This window comes from Phormidesmis priestleyi ULC007, from assembly GCF_001895925.1.
GTDB lineage: Bacteria > Cyanobacteriota > Cyanobacteriia > Leptolyngbyales > Leptolyngbyaceae > Phormidesmis_A > Phormidesmis_A priestleyi_A.
The window spans coordinates 17,417-34,362 of record NZ_MPPI01000012.1 but is presented as its reverse complement, the minus strand read 5'-3'; the positions used below and the strand labels follow the sequence as shown (position 1 = coordinate 34,362).

18 protein-coding genes are annotated in these 16,946 nt (G+C 48.4%); 16 read left to right on the top strand and 2 right to left on the bottom strand.

Features of this window, described 5'->3' with window-relative positions; genetic code table 11:
• Positions 1-8 precede the first annotated feature (8 nt).
• Genes BRW63_RS12560 through alaS form a run of 6 tightly spaced genes read left to right on the top strand, consistent with a single transcriptional unit; the run spans position 9 to position 6,059 of the window.
• Positions 9-785, top strand: a complete 777-nt coding sequence (locus tag BRW63_RS12560; protein WP_073071615.1) for a M15 family metallopeptidase — start codon at positions 9-11, stop codon at positions 783-785.
• Positions 782-1,468: an ATP-dependent Zn protease gene (locus BRW63_RS12555; protein WP_073071613.1), complete on the top strand. Its 687-nt coding sequence runs from the start codon at positions 782-784 to the stop codon at positions 1,466-1,468. The genes BRW63_RS12560 and BRW63_RS12555 overlap by 4 nt, the downstream gene beginning before the upstream one ends.
• A 21-nt stretch (positions 1,469-1,489) precedes the next feature.
• Positions 1,490-1,828, top strand: coding sequence for a diacylglycerol/lipid kinase family protein (locus BRW63_RS12550; protein ID WP_073071611.1), 339 nt, complete (start codon positions 1,490-1,492; stop codon positions 1,826-1,828).
• 11 nt (positions 1,829-1,839) lie between these two features.
• The gene (locus BRW63_RS12545; RefSeq protein WP_073071609.1) at positions 1,840-2,412 is read left to right on the top strand and encodes a Uma2 family endonuclease; all 573 of its coding nucleotides are present in this window, start codon (positions 1,840-1,842) and stop codon (positions 2,410-2,412) included.
• 29 nt (positions 2,413-2,441) lie between these two features.
• Entirely contained in the window at positions 2,442-3,005 is a 564-nt protein-coding gene (locus BRW63_RS12540; RefSeq protein ID WP_073071608.1) for a Uma2 family endonuclease, read from the top strand.
• 36 nt (positions 3,006-3,041) lie between these two features.
• Positions 3,042-6,059: an alanine--tRNA ligase gene (gene alaS / locus BRW63_RS28915; RefSeq protein WP_223257370.1), complete on the top strand. Its 3,018-nt coding sequence runs from the start codon at positions 3,042-3,044 to the stop codon at positions 6,057-6,059.
• Between the two features lie 149 nt (positions 6,060-6,208).
• Here alaS and BRW63_RS12520 read toward each other — a convergent pair whose 3' ends face one another.
• Positions 6,209-7,351, bottom strand: a complete 1,143-nt coding sequence (locus tag BRW63_RS12520) for an AAA family ATPase (RefSeq protein WP_073071606.1) — start codon at positions 7,349-7,351, stop codon at positions 6,209-6,211.
• Between the two features lie 609 nt (positions 7,352-7,960).
• Here BRW63_RS12520 and BRW63_RS12515 point away from each other — a divergent pair.
• A complete protein-coding gene (locus BRW63_RS12515; protein WP_073071605.1) occupies positions 7,961-8,332 on the top strand; it encodes a hypothetical protein in 372 nt (123 codons plus the stop codon).
• A 233-nt stretch (positions 8,333-8,565) separates the two neighbouring features.
• On the opposite strand, the gene BRW63_RS12510 is transcribed toward BRW63_RS12515, so the two are convergent.
• Positions 8,566-8,787: a hypothetical protein gene (locus BRW63_RS12510; RefSeq protein WP_073071603.1), complete on the bottom strand. Its 222-nt coding sequence runs from the start codon at positions 8,785-8,787 to the stop codon at positions 8,566-8,568.
• A 174-nt stretch (positions 8,788-8,961) separates the two neighbouring features.
• On the opposite strand from BRW63_RS12510, the gene BRW63_RS12505 reads away from it, so the two are divergent.
• From BRW63_RS12505 to ureC, 9 genes are all read left to right on the top strand, one after another.
• Positions 8,962-9,498, top strand: coding sequence for a hypothetical protein (locus BRW63_RS12505; protein ID WP_083582892.1), 537 nt, complete (start codon positions 8,962-8,964; stop codon positions 9,496-9,498).
• Positions 9,499-9,587: 89 nt separating this feature from the next.
• Positions 9,588-10,571: an aldo/keto reductase gene (locus BRW63_RS12500; protein ID WP_073071600.1), complete on the top strand. Its 984-nt coding sequence runs from the start codon at positions 9,588-9,590 to the stop codon at positions 10,569-10,571.
• A 342-nt stretch (positions 10,572-10,913) separates the two neighbouring features.
• On the top strand, positions 10,914-11,144 hold the full coding sequence (locus BRW63_RS12495) for a hypothetical protein (protein ID WP_073071598.1): 231 nt from the start codon (positions 10,914-10,916) through the stop codon (positions 11,142-11,144).
• 99 nt (positions 11,145-11,243) lie between these two features.
• Positions 11,244-12,797 (top strand): bifunctional phosphoribosylaminoimidazolecarboxamide formyltransferase/IMP cyclohydrolase, encoded by a 1,554-nt coding sequence (gene purH, locus BRW63_RS12490; protein WP_073071596.1) that lies wholly within the window; start codon positions 11,244-11,246, stop codon positions 12,795-12,797.
• Positions 12,798-12,846: 49 nt separating this feature from the next.
• The gene (locus BRW63_RS12485) at positions 12,847-13,320 is read left to right on the top strand and encodes a DUF4079 domain-containing protein (protein WP_073071595.1); all 474 of its coding nucleotides are present in this window, start codon (positions 12,847-12,849) and stop codon (positions 13,318-13,320) included.
• Positions 13,321-13,433: 113 nt separating this feature from the next.
• The gene (locus BRW63_RS28910; RefSeq protein WP_219898477.1) at positions 13,434-13,613 is read left to right on the top strand and encodes a hypothetical protein; all 180 of its coding nucleotides are present in this window, start codon (positions 13,434-13,436) and stop codon (positions 13,611-13,613) included.
• 162 nt (positions 13,614-13,775) lie between these two features.
• Complete coding sequence (locus BRW63_RS12475) at positions 13,776-14,036, top strand: hypothetical protein (protein WP_073071593.1); 261 nt, start codon at positions 13,776-13,778, stop codon at positions 14,034-14,036.
• A gap of 80 nt (positions 14,037-14,116) precedes the next feature.
• Entirely contained in the window at positions 14,117-14,764 is a 648-nt protein-coding gene (locus BRW63_RS29940; protein WP_073071591.1) for a DUF1294 domain-containing protein, read from the top strand.
• A gap of 393 nt (positions 14,765-15,157) precedes the next feature.
• Positions 15,158-16,867 carry an urease subunit alpha gene (gene ureC, locus BRW63_RS12460; protein WP_073071589.1) on the top strand — a complete coding sequence of 570 codons (1,710 nt, stop codon included), beginning with the start codon at positions 15,158-15,160 and terminating at the stop codon, positions 16,865-16,867.
• The last annotated feature ends 79 nt before the right edge of the window (positions 16,868-16,946 follow it).

The window sequence follows — 16,946 nt, the reverse complement described above, 5'->3', positions numbered from 1 at the left end:
ACATCCCCTTGAATAATGGTCTACCTGGGAAACCTCCAAATCATCAGGCTGCCTCTACAGACGACATCCCCGAAGCTTTGCGGGAGACAGTAGAACCCAAGCCGCAGCCCCGTTTTAATCAAGTTGGGCTAATGGTGGGTTTGGCAGCGATCGTCGCGCTCGGTGCGGGCGGTTGGTTTGCCTACAACGCTCGGCAGTCGAGTGTAATCACGGCTGCGAGTCCTTCTCTGCCGACTGGCTCGATCGCGGCATCTCCAAGTGCAAGTCCTTCTCCTGACACGTTACTAAGACATTTTGCCTACGCAGAAGCGCCACAAGCCGAACTGCAACCGATCAATGGGGATGGGGGCATCAAACTTCGCAAATCTGCCGCAGAAGCTTTTAGACAAATGTCAGGCGCGGCACAAGCTGAAGGAATTATTCTGGCTCCACTTTCGGCGTTTCGATCGCTCAGTGATCAGCAGCATGTGTTTTTTGAAGTCAAAGCCGAGCGATCGCAAACGCCTAATCAGCGGGCTGAGGTCAGCGCTCCTCCCGGCTATAGTGAGCATCACACGGGCTACGCGATCGATGTTGGAGATGGCAACGTGCCTGCAACCAATCTCAGCCCTTCCTTTGATCAAACGGCTGCGTTTAAATGGCTTAAACAAAATGCGGTGCGCTTTAATTTTGAACTGTCGTTTCCCAAAAATAATCCCCAAGGCGTGACCTATGAGCCGTGGCACTGGCGATTTGTGGGCGATCGCCAAAGTTTAGAGACGTTTTATAAGGCGAGAAAGCCATGAACCCGAGCGCGCTCAATCTCATCGCCCTCTCGATCTTTGCGATGACGGTGACGACCATTCTGGGCCCCTTAATTCATCTGTCCCCGGCAGTTCCGGCGATCGCGACCTTCACGATTTTGGGCATCGTGACGCTAGATTCGTTTACCTGGCAGGGAAGAGGCGGCACGATCGCGCTCGATTGGTTGGCGAGCTTTTCTCCGGCTCACCGGGCGCGGGTGGCAAGACACGAGGCGGGTCACTTTCTCGTCGCGCAGCAGTTAGGCATTCCGGTGACTGGCTACACCCTCAGCGCTTGGGAAGCGTTTCGACAAGGGCAGCCAGGGCTAGGAGGGGTACAGTTTGACACCCAGGAATTAGACACTCAGTTGCAGGCAGGCAAACTCTCGGTGCAGTTGGTCGATCGCTACTGCACAGTTTGGATGGCGGGCGGCGTTGCTGAAACGCTGGCATACGATTCGGTCGAAGGGGGCGGAGATGATTTGCAAAAACTTCGCATGACTTTAGCACAACTGCGTTTACCCAATTCTGAGATTCAGCAAAAAGAGCGGTGGGCATCGCTTCAGGCAAAGAATTTGCTGCAACAAAATCAGGATGCCTATGATGCGCTCGTTACGGCAATGGAGGCGCGTAAACCGATCGCAGAATGTCGTCAACTCCTTCAAGAACACCTGACTGTGAACTGACTTCTCAAGGTTCTCTTACTTATGGGCAGTTCGCTTCCGCCTCAGCCGCTAACGGCCCATGCAGTTCTCAACGATGGCTTATTGGATGTGTGCGTGATCAAGGGCGACAATATGTTGATGGCACCGCTGCGGCTGTTGTCGATTTTTTTGCGGCACTACGATCGCGATCCCGAAGTGAACTATTATCGGGCGCGACAGGTGCAAATTTTGGGACGAAAGGTTTTGCCTGTGCAGGTCGATGGCGATTATCTGGGCGTGAGTCCCATGAATTTTCAGGTAGTGCCGAAAAGCTTATGGGTGTTAGTGCCGCCAAACGCCGATCGTTCTCTTTGGCAGCCTGATAATAAAGATAGGCATTAGGAGACAGACACATGGTACAAACTCCTCAAAAAACCATCACGCTGGAAGAATTTCTGAAACTGCCAGAAACCAAACCTGCTGGCGAATACATTGACGGTCAAATCATCCAAAAACCTATGCCCCAAGGAAAACACAGCAAACTTCAAGGGAAATTCGTCACTAAAATCAACGACTTAGTTGAAGAACGGCGAATTGCACTGGCTTTTCCAGAATTGCGTTGCACCTTTGGAGGACGATCGATTGTTCCCGACATCACAGTTTTTGCCTGGGATCGGATTCCAGTCGATGCAAATGGAGAAATTGCCAACGTTTTTAATGCTGCACCTGATTGGACGATCGAGATTCTTTCACCCGATCAGAATCAAACCAAAGTGACGAAGAACATTTTGCACTGTCTTGATCACGGCTGTTTAATGGGTTGGCTGCTCGATCCTGATGAGAAAGTGGTGATTGTATATCCTTCTGATGGGCGATCGCAGGCTTTTGACGAACCTGAACAAGTGCTTTCGGTTCCAGAGATCGCGAGTGGACTGAAGCTTACAGTAGAAAATTTATTCAGTTGGCTACAGTTAGAGAACCGTTAATTAATACTACGGAACCTACGAGGTGAATCATGGTACAAGCTCCTCAAAAAACCATCACGCTAGAAGAATTTTTAAACCTACCAGAAACTAAGCCAGCCAGCGAATACATTGACGGTCAAATCATCCAAAAACCCATGCCAAAAGGAGAACACAGCACCCTTCAGAGAGACCTGACCAACGCAATTGATGGAGTTGTCAAGCTTCAAAAAGTTGCTCGTGCTTTTCCTGAACTCAGATGCAGTTTCGGTGGAAGAGCGATCGTTCCTGATATTGCTGTGTTTACTTATGACAGAATTCCGCGTAAGGAAAATGGAGGCGTTGCCAACGCTTTTAATGCTGCACCTGATTGGACAATCGAGATTCTTTCACCCGATCAACGGCAAACTAAGGTGACTAACAACATTCTGCATTGCCTCGATCACGGCTGTCAGATGGGTTGGTTGGTTGATCCAGATGAGCAGTCGGTGATTGGGTATCCCTTTAATCAGCGATCGCAAATTTTCAATCAATTCGAGCAAGTGCTGCCTGTGCCAGAATTTGCCAAAGATTTTCGGTTAACTGTAGGCGAACTGTTCGGCTGGTTGCTGGAATAGAATAGACCTACAGGTTCGTTAACACTACAGATTCCCATGTCTACTCCCCCTAACGGCGCTCAGATTCGGCAACAGTTTCTCGATTTTTATGCAGAAAGAGGGCACAAAATTTTGCCCAGTGCCTCTTTGGTGCCCGAAGATCCGACCGTTTTGCTGACGATCGCCGGAATGCTGCCATTTAAGCCGATCTTTTTGGGGCAGCGTCAGGCGGAGTTTGCGCGTGCCACCACCTCTCAGAAGTGCATTCGCACCAACGATATCGAGAATGTGGGACGCACGGCACGACATCACACATTTTTTGAGATGCTGGGCAACTTCAGCTTTGGCGATTATTTCAAATCTCAAGCGATCGCGTGGGCATGGGAACTTTCGACCAAAATCTATAATTTGCCGCCAGAACGGTTAGTCGTCAGCGTCTTTGAGGAAGACGACGAAGCGTTTGCGATGTGGCGCGACGAAATCGGCATTCCTGCTCATCGAATTCAGCGTATGGGTGAGAAAGATAACTTTTGGGTTTCGGGACCGACGGGGCCGTGTGGGCCGTGTTCTGAGATCTATTACGACTTCCATCCTGAAAAAGGCGACGACATCGATTTAGAAGATGACACCCGGTTTATCGAGTTTTATAACCTGGTGTTCATGCAATATAACCGCGATGTTGATGGCAATCTCACCCCATTGCAAAACCAGAATATCGACACGGGCTTAGGCTTAGAGCGGATGGCACAAATTCTGCAAAAAGTGCCCAATAACTACGAGACAGATTTGATTTTCCCGATCGTCCAAACGGCTGCCGCGATCGCCAGGATTGATTACGCCATACAGGACGATGCGACCAAAACTTCGCTTAAAGTCATTGGCGATCACGTTCGGGCAGTCGTGCATATGATTGCAGACGGCATTACTGCCAATAACGAAGGTCGAGGCTATGTGCTGCGTCGTCTAATTCGTCGTGTTGTGCGTCATGGTCGATTGATGGGCATTAACCAAGACTTTACGACTCAGGTTGCGGAAACGGCGATCGGGCTGTCTGAATCGGCTTATCCTAAAGTGCGGCAAAAAGCAGACACGATCAAAAACGAACTGCAAAAAGAAGAATCTCGATTCCGTGAGACGTTGGAGCGAGGCGAAAAACTGCTGAATGAAGTTTTGCAAAATAAAGAACGTCAGGTTACGAAAGTTGTAAGAGCAATGGAGCGCTGGGAAAAAGCTTCAGAAGAACCTCAACGTGAGTTAGTACTTCGTGAGCTAGAGGGCTTAGTAGAAATACCTCAACAAATCCTGAAGGAATCGCTTGCCGATCTAAAGCAGAAACAGCAACTGTTCCTTCAGCAATCTGGGCACAATCAAAATCTTTCTGAACAAGCAACTTCATTAGAGAAAAAAGTATGGGCTAAGCGGGAAGTACTTCTGGATAAAAACCGTTATGGGGTAGCACGAGCTTTATTACCACTCTCTGGTCGAGATGCTTTTGTTCTGTACGACACATATGGTTTTCCATTGGAACTCACGCAAGAGATTGCTGACGACTACGTGTACTTTGACAGCAGTATTTTTTCGCCAGATCAGATGAAAAAGCTCGTCGGGTGCTATGAGTCTTTTGACACTCATGGCTTTCCGATGGAACTCAGACAAGAGTTGGCAGAGAAAGGGTTTAACGTGGATACAGAAGGCTTTGAAACCGAGATGAAAGCCCAGCGCGATCGCGCAAAAGCGGCTCACAAAACGATCGATCTCACCGTTCAAGGCACGTTGGATGAGTTAGCAGAACGCATTCACGCAACCGAATTTTTGGGCTACACGCAGCCATCGAGTCAGGCAACCGTTGAAGTCTTGCTCGTCGAGGGTGAATCTGTCGAATCGGCAGACGCTGGAACTCAAGTTCAAGTCATTCTCAATCAGACTCCTTTTTATGCAGAGTCGGGCGGACAGGTGGGCGATCGGGGCTATCTCTCCGGTGATTCCATCCTGGTGCGAATTGAAGACGTGAAAAAAGAATCTGCGTTCTCGGTGCATTTTGGGCGCATTGAGCGGGGCACTCTGCACGTCGGAGACACGGTAACGGCTCAGATCGATCTGGCGTATCGTCGTCGAGTTCAGGCACATCACACCGCGACTCATTTACTGCAAGCGGCTCTAAAGAAGATTGTCGATGACAGCATTTCTCAAGCCGGATCGCTCGTGGCATTCGATCGGCTCCGCTTCGATTTCAACTGTCCTCGCACCATCACGGCTGCCGAAGTTCAACAAATCGAGGAACAGGTCAACACCTGGATTGCAGAAGCTCATATCGCTAATACTCACGTCATGGGTCTGACCGAAGCAAAGGAAAGAGGCGCGATCGCGATGTTTGGCGAAAAATACTCTGAGACTGTGAGAGTTTTGGATGTTCCCGGTGTCTCAATGGAGCTTTGTGGCGGAACTCACGTCAGCAACACCACAGAAATCGGTATCTTCAAAATCGTCTCCGAGTCAGGTGTTGCAGCAGGCATTCGTCGCATTGAAGCGATCGCCGGAACTGCTGTTCTAGAGTACCTGAATGTTCGAGATACTGTTGTGCGCGAGTTGAGCGATCGCTTCAAAGTCAAGCCTGAAGAGATTCCCGATCGCATCGCCTCATTGCAAGCCGAACTCAAAACAACTCAAAAGCAACTCGACGCGCTCAAAGGGCAACTCGCCTTTGCAAAAGCCGATCAACTGCTGACCCAAGCCGAATCGATCGGCAACTTCAAAATCTTGGTCGCCTCACTCGCATCCGTCGATCCCGAATCGCTCAAAACAGTGACAGAACAACTGCTGCAAAAGCTGGGTGAAGGAGCGGTGGTGTTAGGCTCTGTGCCTGAAGAAGGCAAAGTTAGTTTGGCGGCGGCGTTTAGCCCTGCGGTTGTGAAAAGAGGATTGCAGGCTGGGAAAGTTGTGGGGGCGATCGCTAAACTCTGTGGTGGTGGCGGTGGTGGTCGTCCCAACCTCGCTCAAGCAGGCGGACGCGATGCGAGTAAGCTACCCGATGCCCTAGCAGAAGCTCGTAATCAGCTACTAACTGGTTTGAGCTAAGAGACTTGTGGCGTTCATCATTTCCCCTTCTCGTTCTTATTGACCTGACGATGCAGTTGAGCAGTGGCACGAAGGTTTAGACGATAGACGAAAAGACTTCCGACCGTCCGCTCCAATGACATTAGATGGTGACTACTACATTGCTAATATCAGACAAGGCACTCTGCTAATTGCTCAGGGGAAGGAATATCGATAGGTAAAAATGTCTTCAGATCTTCCTTAGAGGGCTTGGCTGTTGTTGCTAGGCGATTGCATTGGTTGGCAATACAACGATCAAAAATATTCCTAACAAATCTACCATTTCCCAGTTCTCCGATTCGATCCTCAAATTTGTTGACCAGTTGACGTACTGCTTTCAGCGTCTTGTCTGAGAATAAATAACCGTGCCTTTCACACGTAACCTTAAAGATTTCAGCTAACTCAGCAGAAGAATAATCTTCAAAATGAATTGACCTTGCAAATCTAGATTTTAGACCAGGATTAGAGTTAATGAACCGCACCATCTCTTCTTTGTACCCGGCGGCAATAACCACTAAATCCTCTCGGTGGTCTTCCATCATTTTCAAGAGCGTATTGATTGCTTCTTGCCCAAATATATCACCGCGTCCCTCTGGAACCAGGGAGTAAGCTTCATCAATGAAAAGCACCCCCCCTAGAGCAGATTCAACGACTTGTGCTGTTTTGGGTGCTGTTTGACCCAAATATTCTGCAACGAGATCCGTTCGATCAACCTCAATGAAATGTCCTTTCGACAGAACACCGAGGTTATTGTAGATCTCACCCACAATCCGAGCTACTGTGGTTTTGCCTGTGCCAGGATTGCCCGTAAATACCACATGCCTTGTGATCGAGGGAGCCTTTAACCCTGCCTGAGCTTGCATCTGCGCTACTTTTGCCATGTTCACTAACTCCTGAACAGTTGACTTTACTGTGCTTAAGCCAATTAGTGATTGAAGTAGGTCAGAAGGATCGAGTTGCTCTGAGTGTGCAGAAGAGTTGCCGCTACTCGTATTATTTTTAACGATGTCGTTGTATAGCTTGCCATATAACGCCTTAGCGACTTCTTCTGCCAACTCATTACTGACCTGTTTTGCAAAAGAACCTAAAATTTTATGAGCATTCTGAATTGCAACATCCCTTGATGGAGCTTCAGCATAAAAGAAACAATCCAATACAGCTATCTTTTCAGATTTCTCAAGGAAAGCATTAGCGTCTTGAGGAGTGTTCCATGCAGCCCACAGATAGGAATTACCTAATTCACAAACACTAAACACGGGAGTAATCAATGACATGGTTACACAGTAATCCGTAGAAATGAGGTGCTATTCAGTCCAATATAACTCGCATAAGTTATTCAGGACACGCATCTCATTGTTCCCTTTAGGCGTAACGCGATCACCTTCTCTGATCGATGTTGACCATTTTACAGGTAGGCATCAAACAATGCTCTAACAGGTAGCCTAAGCCACCTGACAATCTAATTAAACCGAGTTTATCCTGTGACCTATTGCACGATCCCAGAAAACTAAGCTGACACACTCACACTCTAAAACCCCGTTTGGAGGATTAAGCTGACAGATTTGCACTACAACGGCGCAAAACTGCCATTTGATCGCACCCCCTCAAAAATTCAGCATTCCAAAAACCAAAAAACTCTTGTAGAATACATCGCAGTGATGGAGTCGTGCCCCGAAGTCTGATCTCGCAAATCAGACTCCGAGGACTTCCATCCCTAGTTAGCGTAATTAACTCAGGAGGCGTTCATGATTGTACACCGTCAGCTTTGCTATGGGATCTTGAAAGGATGGAATCAAGATCCAGCAGGTGTTTTATATCCATGCAGAATGCTTGAGACATCAGCATTCTCATCCTCTTTGACTTAACAGAGAGGATATAACAACATGGGAGTCAGGAATATCTTTCCTGGCTCGATTTCGTTCACCGTTGAGTTAGATCTCTCGACGATGAAACGTTATCGAGTCACAGTTACTTTAGATTTGCAAGAGCGTTTAATCTTTCTGTCGTCTGGCATTCTTCCTGATGTGAGCGATTCTATTGAGGACTTCGTTTCACAACTGAGTGCGATCGCATCCAATCAACTAGCATCGTTCAAGTGGGATGGCACCAGTGACTTGACGACAGAATATCAAATCGCGCGAGTGTTGCCGGGATATCAAGTGGAACGTTCCCTCGTGAAATTCAACATTGTTCTAGGCAACAGTTCACTGATCTACCTGGAGGAATTGCACAACAAAGTCACGATTCAACTGTAGGGAGTTGGGAGTCGTCAATTGTGTGATCAAAGTTCTTGGCTGCACCTTTAGGCGGCTCTCTAATTTCCTCGGTTTACTTAAACGAGAAGAGGAACGGAAAAGCAAATAGCACGATCGCGGCCCAAATTCCGTAGAAAGGCAAATAGCCTGTAACCCAGTTTTTGATGAGAGCGATCGCTTACAACTACAACAAGGATCAAGGTGACTTTTCAATCTTGATTCATCCTGCTTTTCTACCTGCATGGCTTTAAGCTTTTATTTAGAATGCGCTCTAAGCGTTTCATTTCATCAAAGTCGGGGCGATCGACAAACGAGCCAACAACTTTTTCCCACCAAGGCGATTCAGTCTGCTTTTCATGCGAAAGAAGTTGCTTGATCTGCACGATCTCTGCTTCTAGGGCAATAACTCTCGCTTCGAGTTGTTGAGAACGTTCTTCTAGTTGCTGGGAAGTCATAGAAGCCTCCGGCATGGTGAGAATGCTAGGAAATACTATAGCGCGATCGCCAAGATTACGCTTCTGTCTGGGCTTCGCAGGTTTCGACCCATTGCATAAAGCATCAATGTCATTTGGGCGAAATGTTCGTGGCTCATGCGGTAGATGAAGATGTACCTGTGTTATCTAACTCAAATGAAGAAATTTATTCTACTCGGTTTAGCAATCCTGTTTTTGAGCGGTCTTTTTCCCACTCCTGCCCTTGCGGGACGTTACGTTCTTAACCAAACTCCAGCCACGATCCAACGACACTTTGGTCGTCCATGGACGATCGAAACTCTGAAAGACAAACCCAACACTAAACTCTATACCTACTCCCCATCTGGGGTGCGACGGGTGTTTCCGACTTTTCCTAAGCAAGGCAAGTTTGGTATGACCTTTGTTGACAACCGAGTGCAAACTATTTGGTTAATCCCAAATACGGCGAACAATGGCTACTTTAACTACAACACCAAGCAATTCTTCAACTATATTTTTGGTTATGAACCTCCGATTTGGAAAGATCTCCAATATCCTGGCGGGCACGAAGGATTTGCAGATTATCGCGGCTGCCTCGGTGATGGTGTTGTTGCCACCTACATAGATTATCTGTTGGGTTCAGACAACATCACCCTGGCTTACAACTCGATCTGTGAACCCCCTTACGATCGCATTCCAAAACCCTCCGTTTAGATAGATTGTAAGCGGAGTGTTTCTAACCTATGTTCTAATTCGTAGGGATGAAATCGTCTTGCAATCATTCGCCAAACCAGGAAAAACCAATGAAACAGCGCAAACTAGGTAATCAAGGATTAGTCGTCTCAGAGCTAGGATTAGGCTGTATGGGCATGTCTGAGTTCTATGGCACTGCTGATGAATCAGAAGCGATCGCCACCATTCATCGAGCCTTAGAGCTAGGAGTCACTTTGCTAGATACTGCCGATATGTATGGCGTGGGTCACAACGAAGAGTTAGTGGGTAAAGCCATCAAAGACCATCGCGATCGGGTGGTGATCGCGACTAAATTTGGCAATGTGCGCGGCAGCGACGGCAGCTTTTTGGGGATAAGTGGCAAGCCCGATTATGTCCGCTCTGCCTGTGATGCCAGCCTCAAGCGCTTGGGCGTGGACGTGATTGATTTGTATTATCAGCATCGAGTTGATCCCAACACTCCGATCGAGGAAACTGTCGGCGCGATGGCGGAGTTGGTGCAAGCCGGAAAGGTGCGCTATCTGGGTCTTTCAGAAGCCGCGATCGCCACGATTCGTCGTGCTCAAGCCGTGCATCCTATTTCTGCACTTCAGACAGAATATTCACTCTGGAGTCGAGAGCCAGAAGCCGAGATTTTGCCTACCTGCCGCGAGTTAGGCATTGGTTTTGTCCCCTACAGCCCTCTGGGTCGGGGGTTTCTCACGGGCAAGATCAAGAGCCTAGATGATTTATCTGAGGGCGATTTTCGGGCTGAACGCTATCCCCGCTTTCAAGCTGAGAATATGCAGCACAATCTAGAGTTGGTGCAGCAAGTTGAACAAATGGCAGCCGATAAAGGTGTCAAAGCTGGACAGTTGGCTCTGGCGTGGGTTTTGGCGCAGGGAGAAGACATTGTGCCCATTCCTGGCACTAAACGCCGCACTTATTTAGAGGAGAATATTGCAGCCACCACAGTGACTTTAACTCAAGCCGAGCTAGACCAAATTGGAAAAGCGCTACCGCTAGGAATTGCGGTGGGCGATCGCTACACAGACATGAGCAGCGTCAATCGTTAGGATCGAAGAAGCTTTTGTAAGCTAAACATTACTGTGACTTGGGAGCGTGACCCTTTTTAAAATTGCCCGATCGTTCGCGATCGGATTAGTTGGAAACAAGTCTGTGCCGATCCTTCACGATCGGATTAGTTGGAAACTTGAAGTTGGCAGTCCGAGCTTCTTCAAGCACTCCAGTTGTACTGATTCTTCACGGTCGAATTAGTTAGAAACGTAAGCCGCTCCTCATCAGAGCGGCTTTTTTATACGTTGAGCCGATTGTTCGCGATCGATACAATAGCCAAAAAGCTATAATCCCATCAAGCTGCAATCAGGCAATTACAGGTTTTACTTGGCCGAACTAAAATGACTACAACGCTTGGCAAGCCATCGTCGCTGCTGCATGAAATTCGCATTGAGAAAGTCGATCGCTGGAATTTGTTCAAGTTCAGCGAATTTCTACAACTTCGCATGGAAAACCTTCTCGACAAAAAGAAAGCCGACCAACTCACCCCCGAAGAAATTGCAGAACTCGACGCGATTGCAGAACTCGATCGTATCTTCACCCATGTCAACGCAATAATCGCTGCTCACTAGATTTGATAAAGCGCCAGCTTTCAACCGTCTGATCGCCCATTCTCCCAGCACTTCCTTTATCCTAAAAGATGCGATTTAACGACTGAGGACTTTGAATTCATGGCACGTCTAGCACTGCTGAGTGTATCTGACAAAACAGGACTGATTGATTTAGCGCGAAGCCTGGTCGAAGAATTCGGGTTCGACATCATCAGTAGTGGTGGCACTGCAAACGCATTAAAACAAGCTGGATTGCCTGTCACAAAAGTTTCTGATTACACCGGAGCGCCCGAAATCTTAGGCGGACGAGTGAAAACACTGCACCCACGCATTCACGGCGGAATCTTGGCGCGGCGCGATCTGCCCGAACATTTGGCAGACTTAGAGGCGCAGCAAATTCGCCCGATCGACCTCGTTGTCGTCAATCTCTACCCCTTTGAGCAAACGATCGCTAAATCCGATGTGACTTTAGCAGACGCGATCGAGAACATCGATATCGGCGGCCCCGCAATGCTCAGGGCATCGGCTAAGAATTTTGCCCATCTAACGGTGCTGTGCAATCCGACTCAATATGACGCTTATCTTCAAGAATTGAGACACAACGGAGACGCTTCGCTCTCGTTTCGTCAGAGTTGCGCGTTGCAGGCGTTTCAGCACACTGCTAGTTACGATCGTGCCATTTCAACCTATTTAGAGGCACAGCAACCTTCAGAAAGTGCTGGACTTCCCACTAACTTGACTTTAACAGGGCACCAAATTCAAGCCTTGCGCTATGGAGAAAATCCGCATCAACCTGCTGCCTGGTATCAAACCGGAGCCACTCCCACAGGTTGGGCATCTGCACCCAAACTTCAGGGCAAAGAACTGAGCTACAACAACTTAGTTGACCTAGAAGCCGCCCGACAGATCATCGCTGAATTCGCTACTTTAGACAATGATCCAGCCGCAACGATCGTTAAACATACAAACCCATGTGGATCGGCGATGGGATCATCGTTGTCAGAAGCATATGAGAAAGCGTTTAACGCAGACTCTACTTCAGCATTTGGGGGAATTGTGGCACTCAATCGGGCGATCGATGTCCCAACCGCCACCGCAATGACCAAGACCTTTCTAGAGTGCGTTGTCGCTCCAGGATGTGACGCTGAAGCCCAACAAATTCTGCAAGCTAAATCTAAACTGCGGGTGTTGTTGCTGCCGGATTTGCAAAGTGGAGCCAAAGGAACCGTGAAACCGATCGCCGGAGGATTTCTAGCTCAAGCCTCTGACGATATTATGGCTGACCCGACTCAGTGGCAGATGCCAACCGAGAAAAAACCGACTCCAGCCCAGCTTGCCGAGTTGTTGTTTGCCTGGAAGATCTGTAAGCACGTCAAATCCAACGCGATCGTCATCACCCAAAATCGCACCACGATCGGAGTCGGCGCAGGTCAGATGAATCGAGTCGGATCGGTCAAAATCGCCTTAGAGCAAGCAGGTGAAAAATCAACCGGAGCCGTTCTTGCCAGCGATGGATTTTTCCCGTTTGATGACTCAGTGCGAACGGCGGCAGCAGCCGGAATTGCGGCGATCGTGCAGCCCGGAGGAAGTCTGCGAGATCAAGACTCGATCGACGCAGCCAATGAGCTAGGCATCGTCATGGTGTTCACCGGAATTCGGCACTTTTTGCATTAAACCAATTATGCTAAGTTTTACAACATTCCTCGCACACGGAGAACTCTCGATGCCCTTGGACAAGATTCCAGAGTCGGTTAAAGTCTACAGTCAGTTTTTGCACCCTGTTTTGATGTGGGTGCTGTTTGCGTTGACCCTTTACGCCTTATATCTAGGCGTTCAAATTCGTCGGACTCGCGCCGCAGAAGGCGATCTCAAAAAAGAGCTGATCAAAGGAAAGTTCAATGTAAAGCACTATCAGATCGGGTCGGTAGTGTTGGCGCTGATGGTGGTAGGTTCGATCGCTGGAATGGTCATCACTTACATCAACAATGGCAAGCTGTTTGTTGGGTCGCACTTGTTGGCAGGGTTGAGTATGACGGCGTTGATCGCGGTGTCGGCTTCTCTATCGCCGTTTATGCAAAAAGGGCAAGACTGGGCACGCTATACGCACATTACTTTGAATGTGGTGATTGTGGGTCTGTTTAGCTGGCAAGCGCTGACGGGTGTACAAATCGTGCAGCGAATTATTAGCAAACTGTAGGACGCGATCGGAGTTCTAATTCCGCAATGTTCAACCCCTGAGCTATTGATCATTCAGGGGTTCTTTTGATCAGTATCGATGAGAGCAGGATTCCAAGACTCAGAGTAAAGTTTGTGCAGATTATTCCAGACGATGCGATCGTGGTTCGAGGCGGGCGCAATCGTCCAGAAGATATTCAACGGGCAACTGGAACTCATCCCAGTGGTGTGACTGGGATTTCAGTCGAATGTGAAGTTAGGATCGTCACTAGCAGAATTAGCAGCGACCATTCCACACGGGCAGGTAGGTGTTAAAAGGGTTAGTGAAGTTCGCAAACTAGGTGGAGATGTCATCCGAACCTCTGGAAGAAGCCCAAATCATGCCACTTTGACAGGCTTAACTCCAAAGGAAATTAGCAACCTCTTAATCCCAACAGTTCCGAGTCCATCACAGCAGGTTTAATTTGGAGCAGCTTTATGAACCGTCCCAGAATTTTTGCAGACTTCCATAATGCGGATGCCCAAGGGCGATTACGTCTAAATTGTATTGGCACGATCGAAGATCTATCCCGTCATCGAATCGAGTTACAGAATGGTCGGTTATTGACGCTTTATAGTGAAGAGTTAGAAGTTGACGGAGCAGTGCAGTACTCTGAAGTAGAAAAAATATGGGTTGCGACCATTGATTGGCATCAAATCAGACCCGTCGAAGAGTGCGTCGCCCAAGCGAAATTGTAAGGGTTACTTTGTCTTCCGGTCAGGACTGTACTTGAAGTGGGTTTGTTAAAATTGCCAAGTTCGTATCATTAAGCTTTTTCATGAAACCCAGTCTACGCAGTGGAAAACTTACGCAATGGAAAGACGATCGTGGATTTGGTTTCATCCAGCCCGCTGATGGAAGCAAGGACGTTTTTCTACATATGTCTGAGCTTCAAGATGCGACCCGTCGCCCGCAGGAAAACGACACGATTTACTACTACCCCATAGTTGACTCAGATGGCAAAATTCGGGCTTGCAACGCTTTTATTCTGGGAGCGAGAAACAAATCAACTTCTCCCTGGGGGTTTTTGATTGGCAACGCTAAACTCAGTGCTGTACCCAGATCGAACTTTCCCATATATGAGGTATTGTTGCTGTCGATTTTGCCTTTGTCTGGAGCTACTCATTTTACTCTAACAACGCGCAATCCCCTTCCGCTGATTCTCTATTCTGTCATGAGTTTAGTGACTTATGCTCTATACGCTAAAGATAAATCTCGTGCCCAACGAAGGCAGTGGCGAACTCCTGAACAAACGCTGCATCTGTGTGAACTGGCAGGCGGATGGTTAGGCGGGTTTATAGCCCAGCGAATGTTGCGCCACAAAAGTCAGAAAGCGTCTTATCAAACTAAGTTTTGGACGATCGTCGCAGTTCATCACATCGCTTGGCTGGTTTGGCTGGTTTGGGGCAAAACGAGATGGGTCTAGTAATCCATCCCAAACTAAACAGTGAGAACGAGCGATCGTGAAGACGAAAGACAGTGACTTGAAATTGGCTGGTTAAAACTGCACAGTGTGTAGCAGTAAAACCCGGTCTATGCAGTGGAAAACCTTATTTCACGATGCAAAATGACTTTTTAACAGATTCAGCCGAGGTGTGAACCTTATAATTCCAAGTGACTTTATACGAATTGCTGAACTGAATGCTTAATATGCTGACTTACCTGGTGATTTTGCAGATTTGTTTTTAATTGTGATTTCTGAACGTTTGAATGTTGCTGCTATTGCAACGCTAGACAAAGATTTTGATATTTATCGTCGCGATCGCAGCCAGCCTGTCGATCGTATCTTTCGCCCCTAATTCACTGTGAGGAAGACTGCATGAGTTACCGCATGAATCGCCGCGCCTACGCTGAAACATTTGGCCCAACAGTGGGAGATCGGGTGCGTCTCGCTGACACCGAACTGATCATCGAAGTCGAACAAGACTACACTACCTACGGCGAAGAAGTTAAGTTTGGTGGCGGTAAGGTGATTCGGGATGGCATGGGACAATCACCGATTACGAATGAAGATGGCGCAGTTGATGCGGTGATTACGAATGCGTTAATTCTAGACTGGTGGGGCATTGTCAAAGCCGATGTTGGCATTAAAGACGGTAAGATTGCAGCGATCGGAAAAGCCGGAAATCCCTACATTCAAGACAACGTAACGATCATTATTGGCCCCGGCACCGAAGCGATCGCGGGAGAGGGCATGATCCTCACGGCTGGCGGCATTGATACACACATTCACTTTATTTGTCCGCAACAAATCGAGGTCGCGATCGCTTCTGGCATCACCACAATGATCGGTGGAGGCACCGGGCCTGCCGCCGGAACCAATGCCACCACTTGCACACCCGGGCCCTGGAATATCTATCGAATGCTGCAAGCCGCCGACGCGTTCCCGATGAATATTGGATTCCTCGGCAAAGGCAACAGTTCGCAGCCTGCCGCCCTCGAAGAACAGGTGAAAGCGGGTGTGATCGGGCTAAAACTGCACGAAGATTGGGGAACAACTCCCGCCGCGATCAATAACTGTCTCAACGTGGCTGACGAATACGACGTGCAGGTTGCCATTCACAGCGACACCTTGAATGAAGCCGGGTTTGTTGAAGATACGATCGCGGCCTTTAAAAATCGCGTCATTCACACCTATCACACTGAAGGTGCAGGCGGCGGACATGCCCCTGACATCATCAAAGTTTGCGGCGAAGCGAACGTGTTGCCGTCCTCCACCAATCCGACTCGCCCCTACACGCTAAATACGCTAGACGAGCATTTGGATATGCTGATGGTCTGTCATCACCTCGATCCCAGCATTCCTGAAGATGTGGCGTTTGCCGAATCGCGAATTCGCCGAGAAACGATCGCCGCCGAAGATATTCTGCATGATCTGGGTGCGTTTAGTATGTTGTCATCTGACTCGCAAGCCATGGGTCGGATTGGTGAAGTGATCATTCGCACTTGGCAAACCGGACACAAAATGAAAGTTCAGCGCGGTGCATTAGCAGAAGATTCGTCACGCAATGACAATCACAGAGCCAAACGCTACATCGCAAAATATACGATCAATCCTGCGATCACTCACGGCATCGCTAACCACGTCGGATCGATCGAAGTCGGTAAACTGGCAGACTTATGTCTATGGCGACCTGCGATGTTTGGCGTTAAGCCTGAAATGGTGATCAAAGGCGGCATGATTGCCTGGTCACAAATGGGCGATGCTAACGCCAGCATTCCCACGCCGCAGCCTGTGCATATGCGGCCGATGTTTGGCAGTTTTGGAGGTGCGATCGCGGCGACTTCGCTCACCTTTCTCTCTCACACGGCCCTCAAAAAGGGCATTCCCGACCAGCTAAATTTACAAAAAACCGCTGTTGCTGTCTCAGGCATTCGCAATCTCACCAAACGCGATATGAAGCTCAATGATGCGTTACCACATATCGAGGTAGACTCCGAGACCTATGAAGTTCGTGCTGATGGACAGTTGTTGACCTGTGAACCTGCAACGGTCTTGCCAATGGCGCAACGCTATTTCTTGTTCTAATCTGGCGATTACTTCCTATCTGCTTCACGTTTCTTAAATGTTCTCCTCCGAAATTTTCGAGCGCACGGATGAAGCCTTG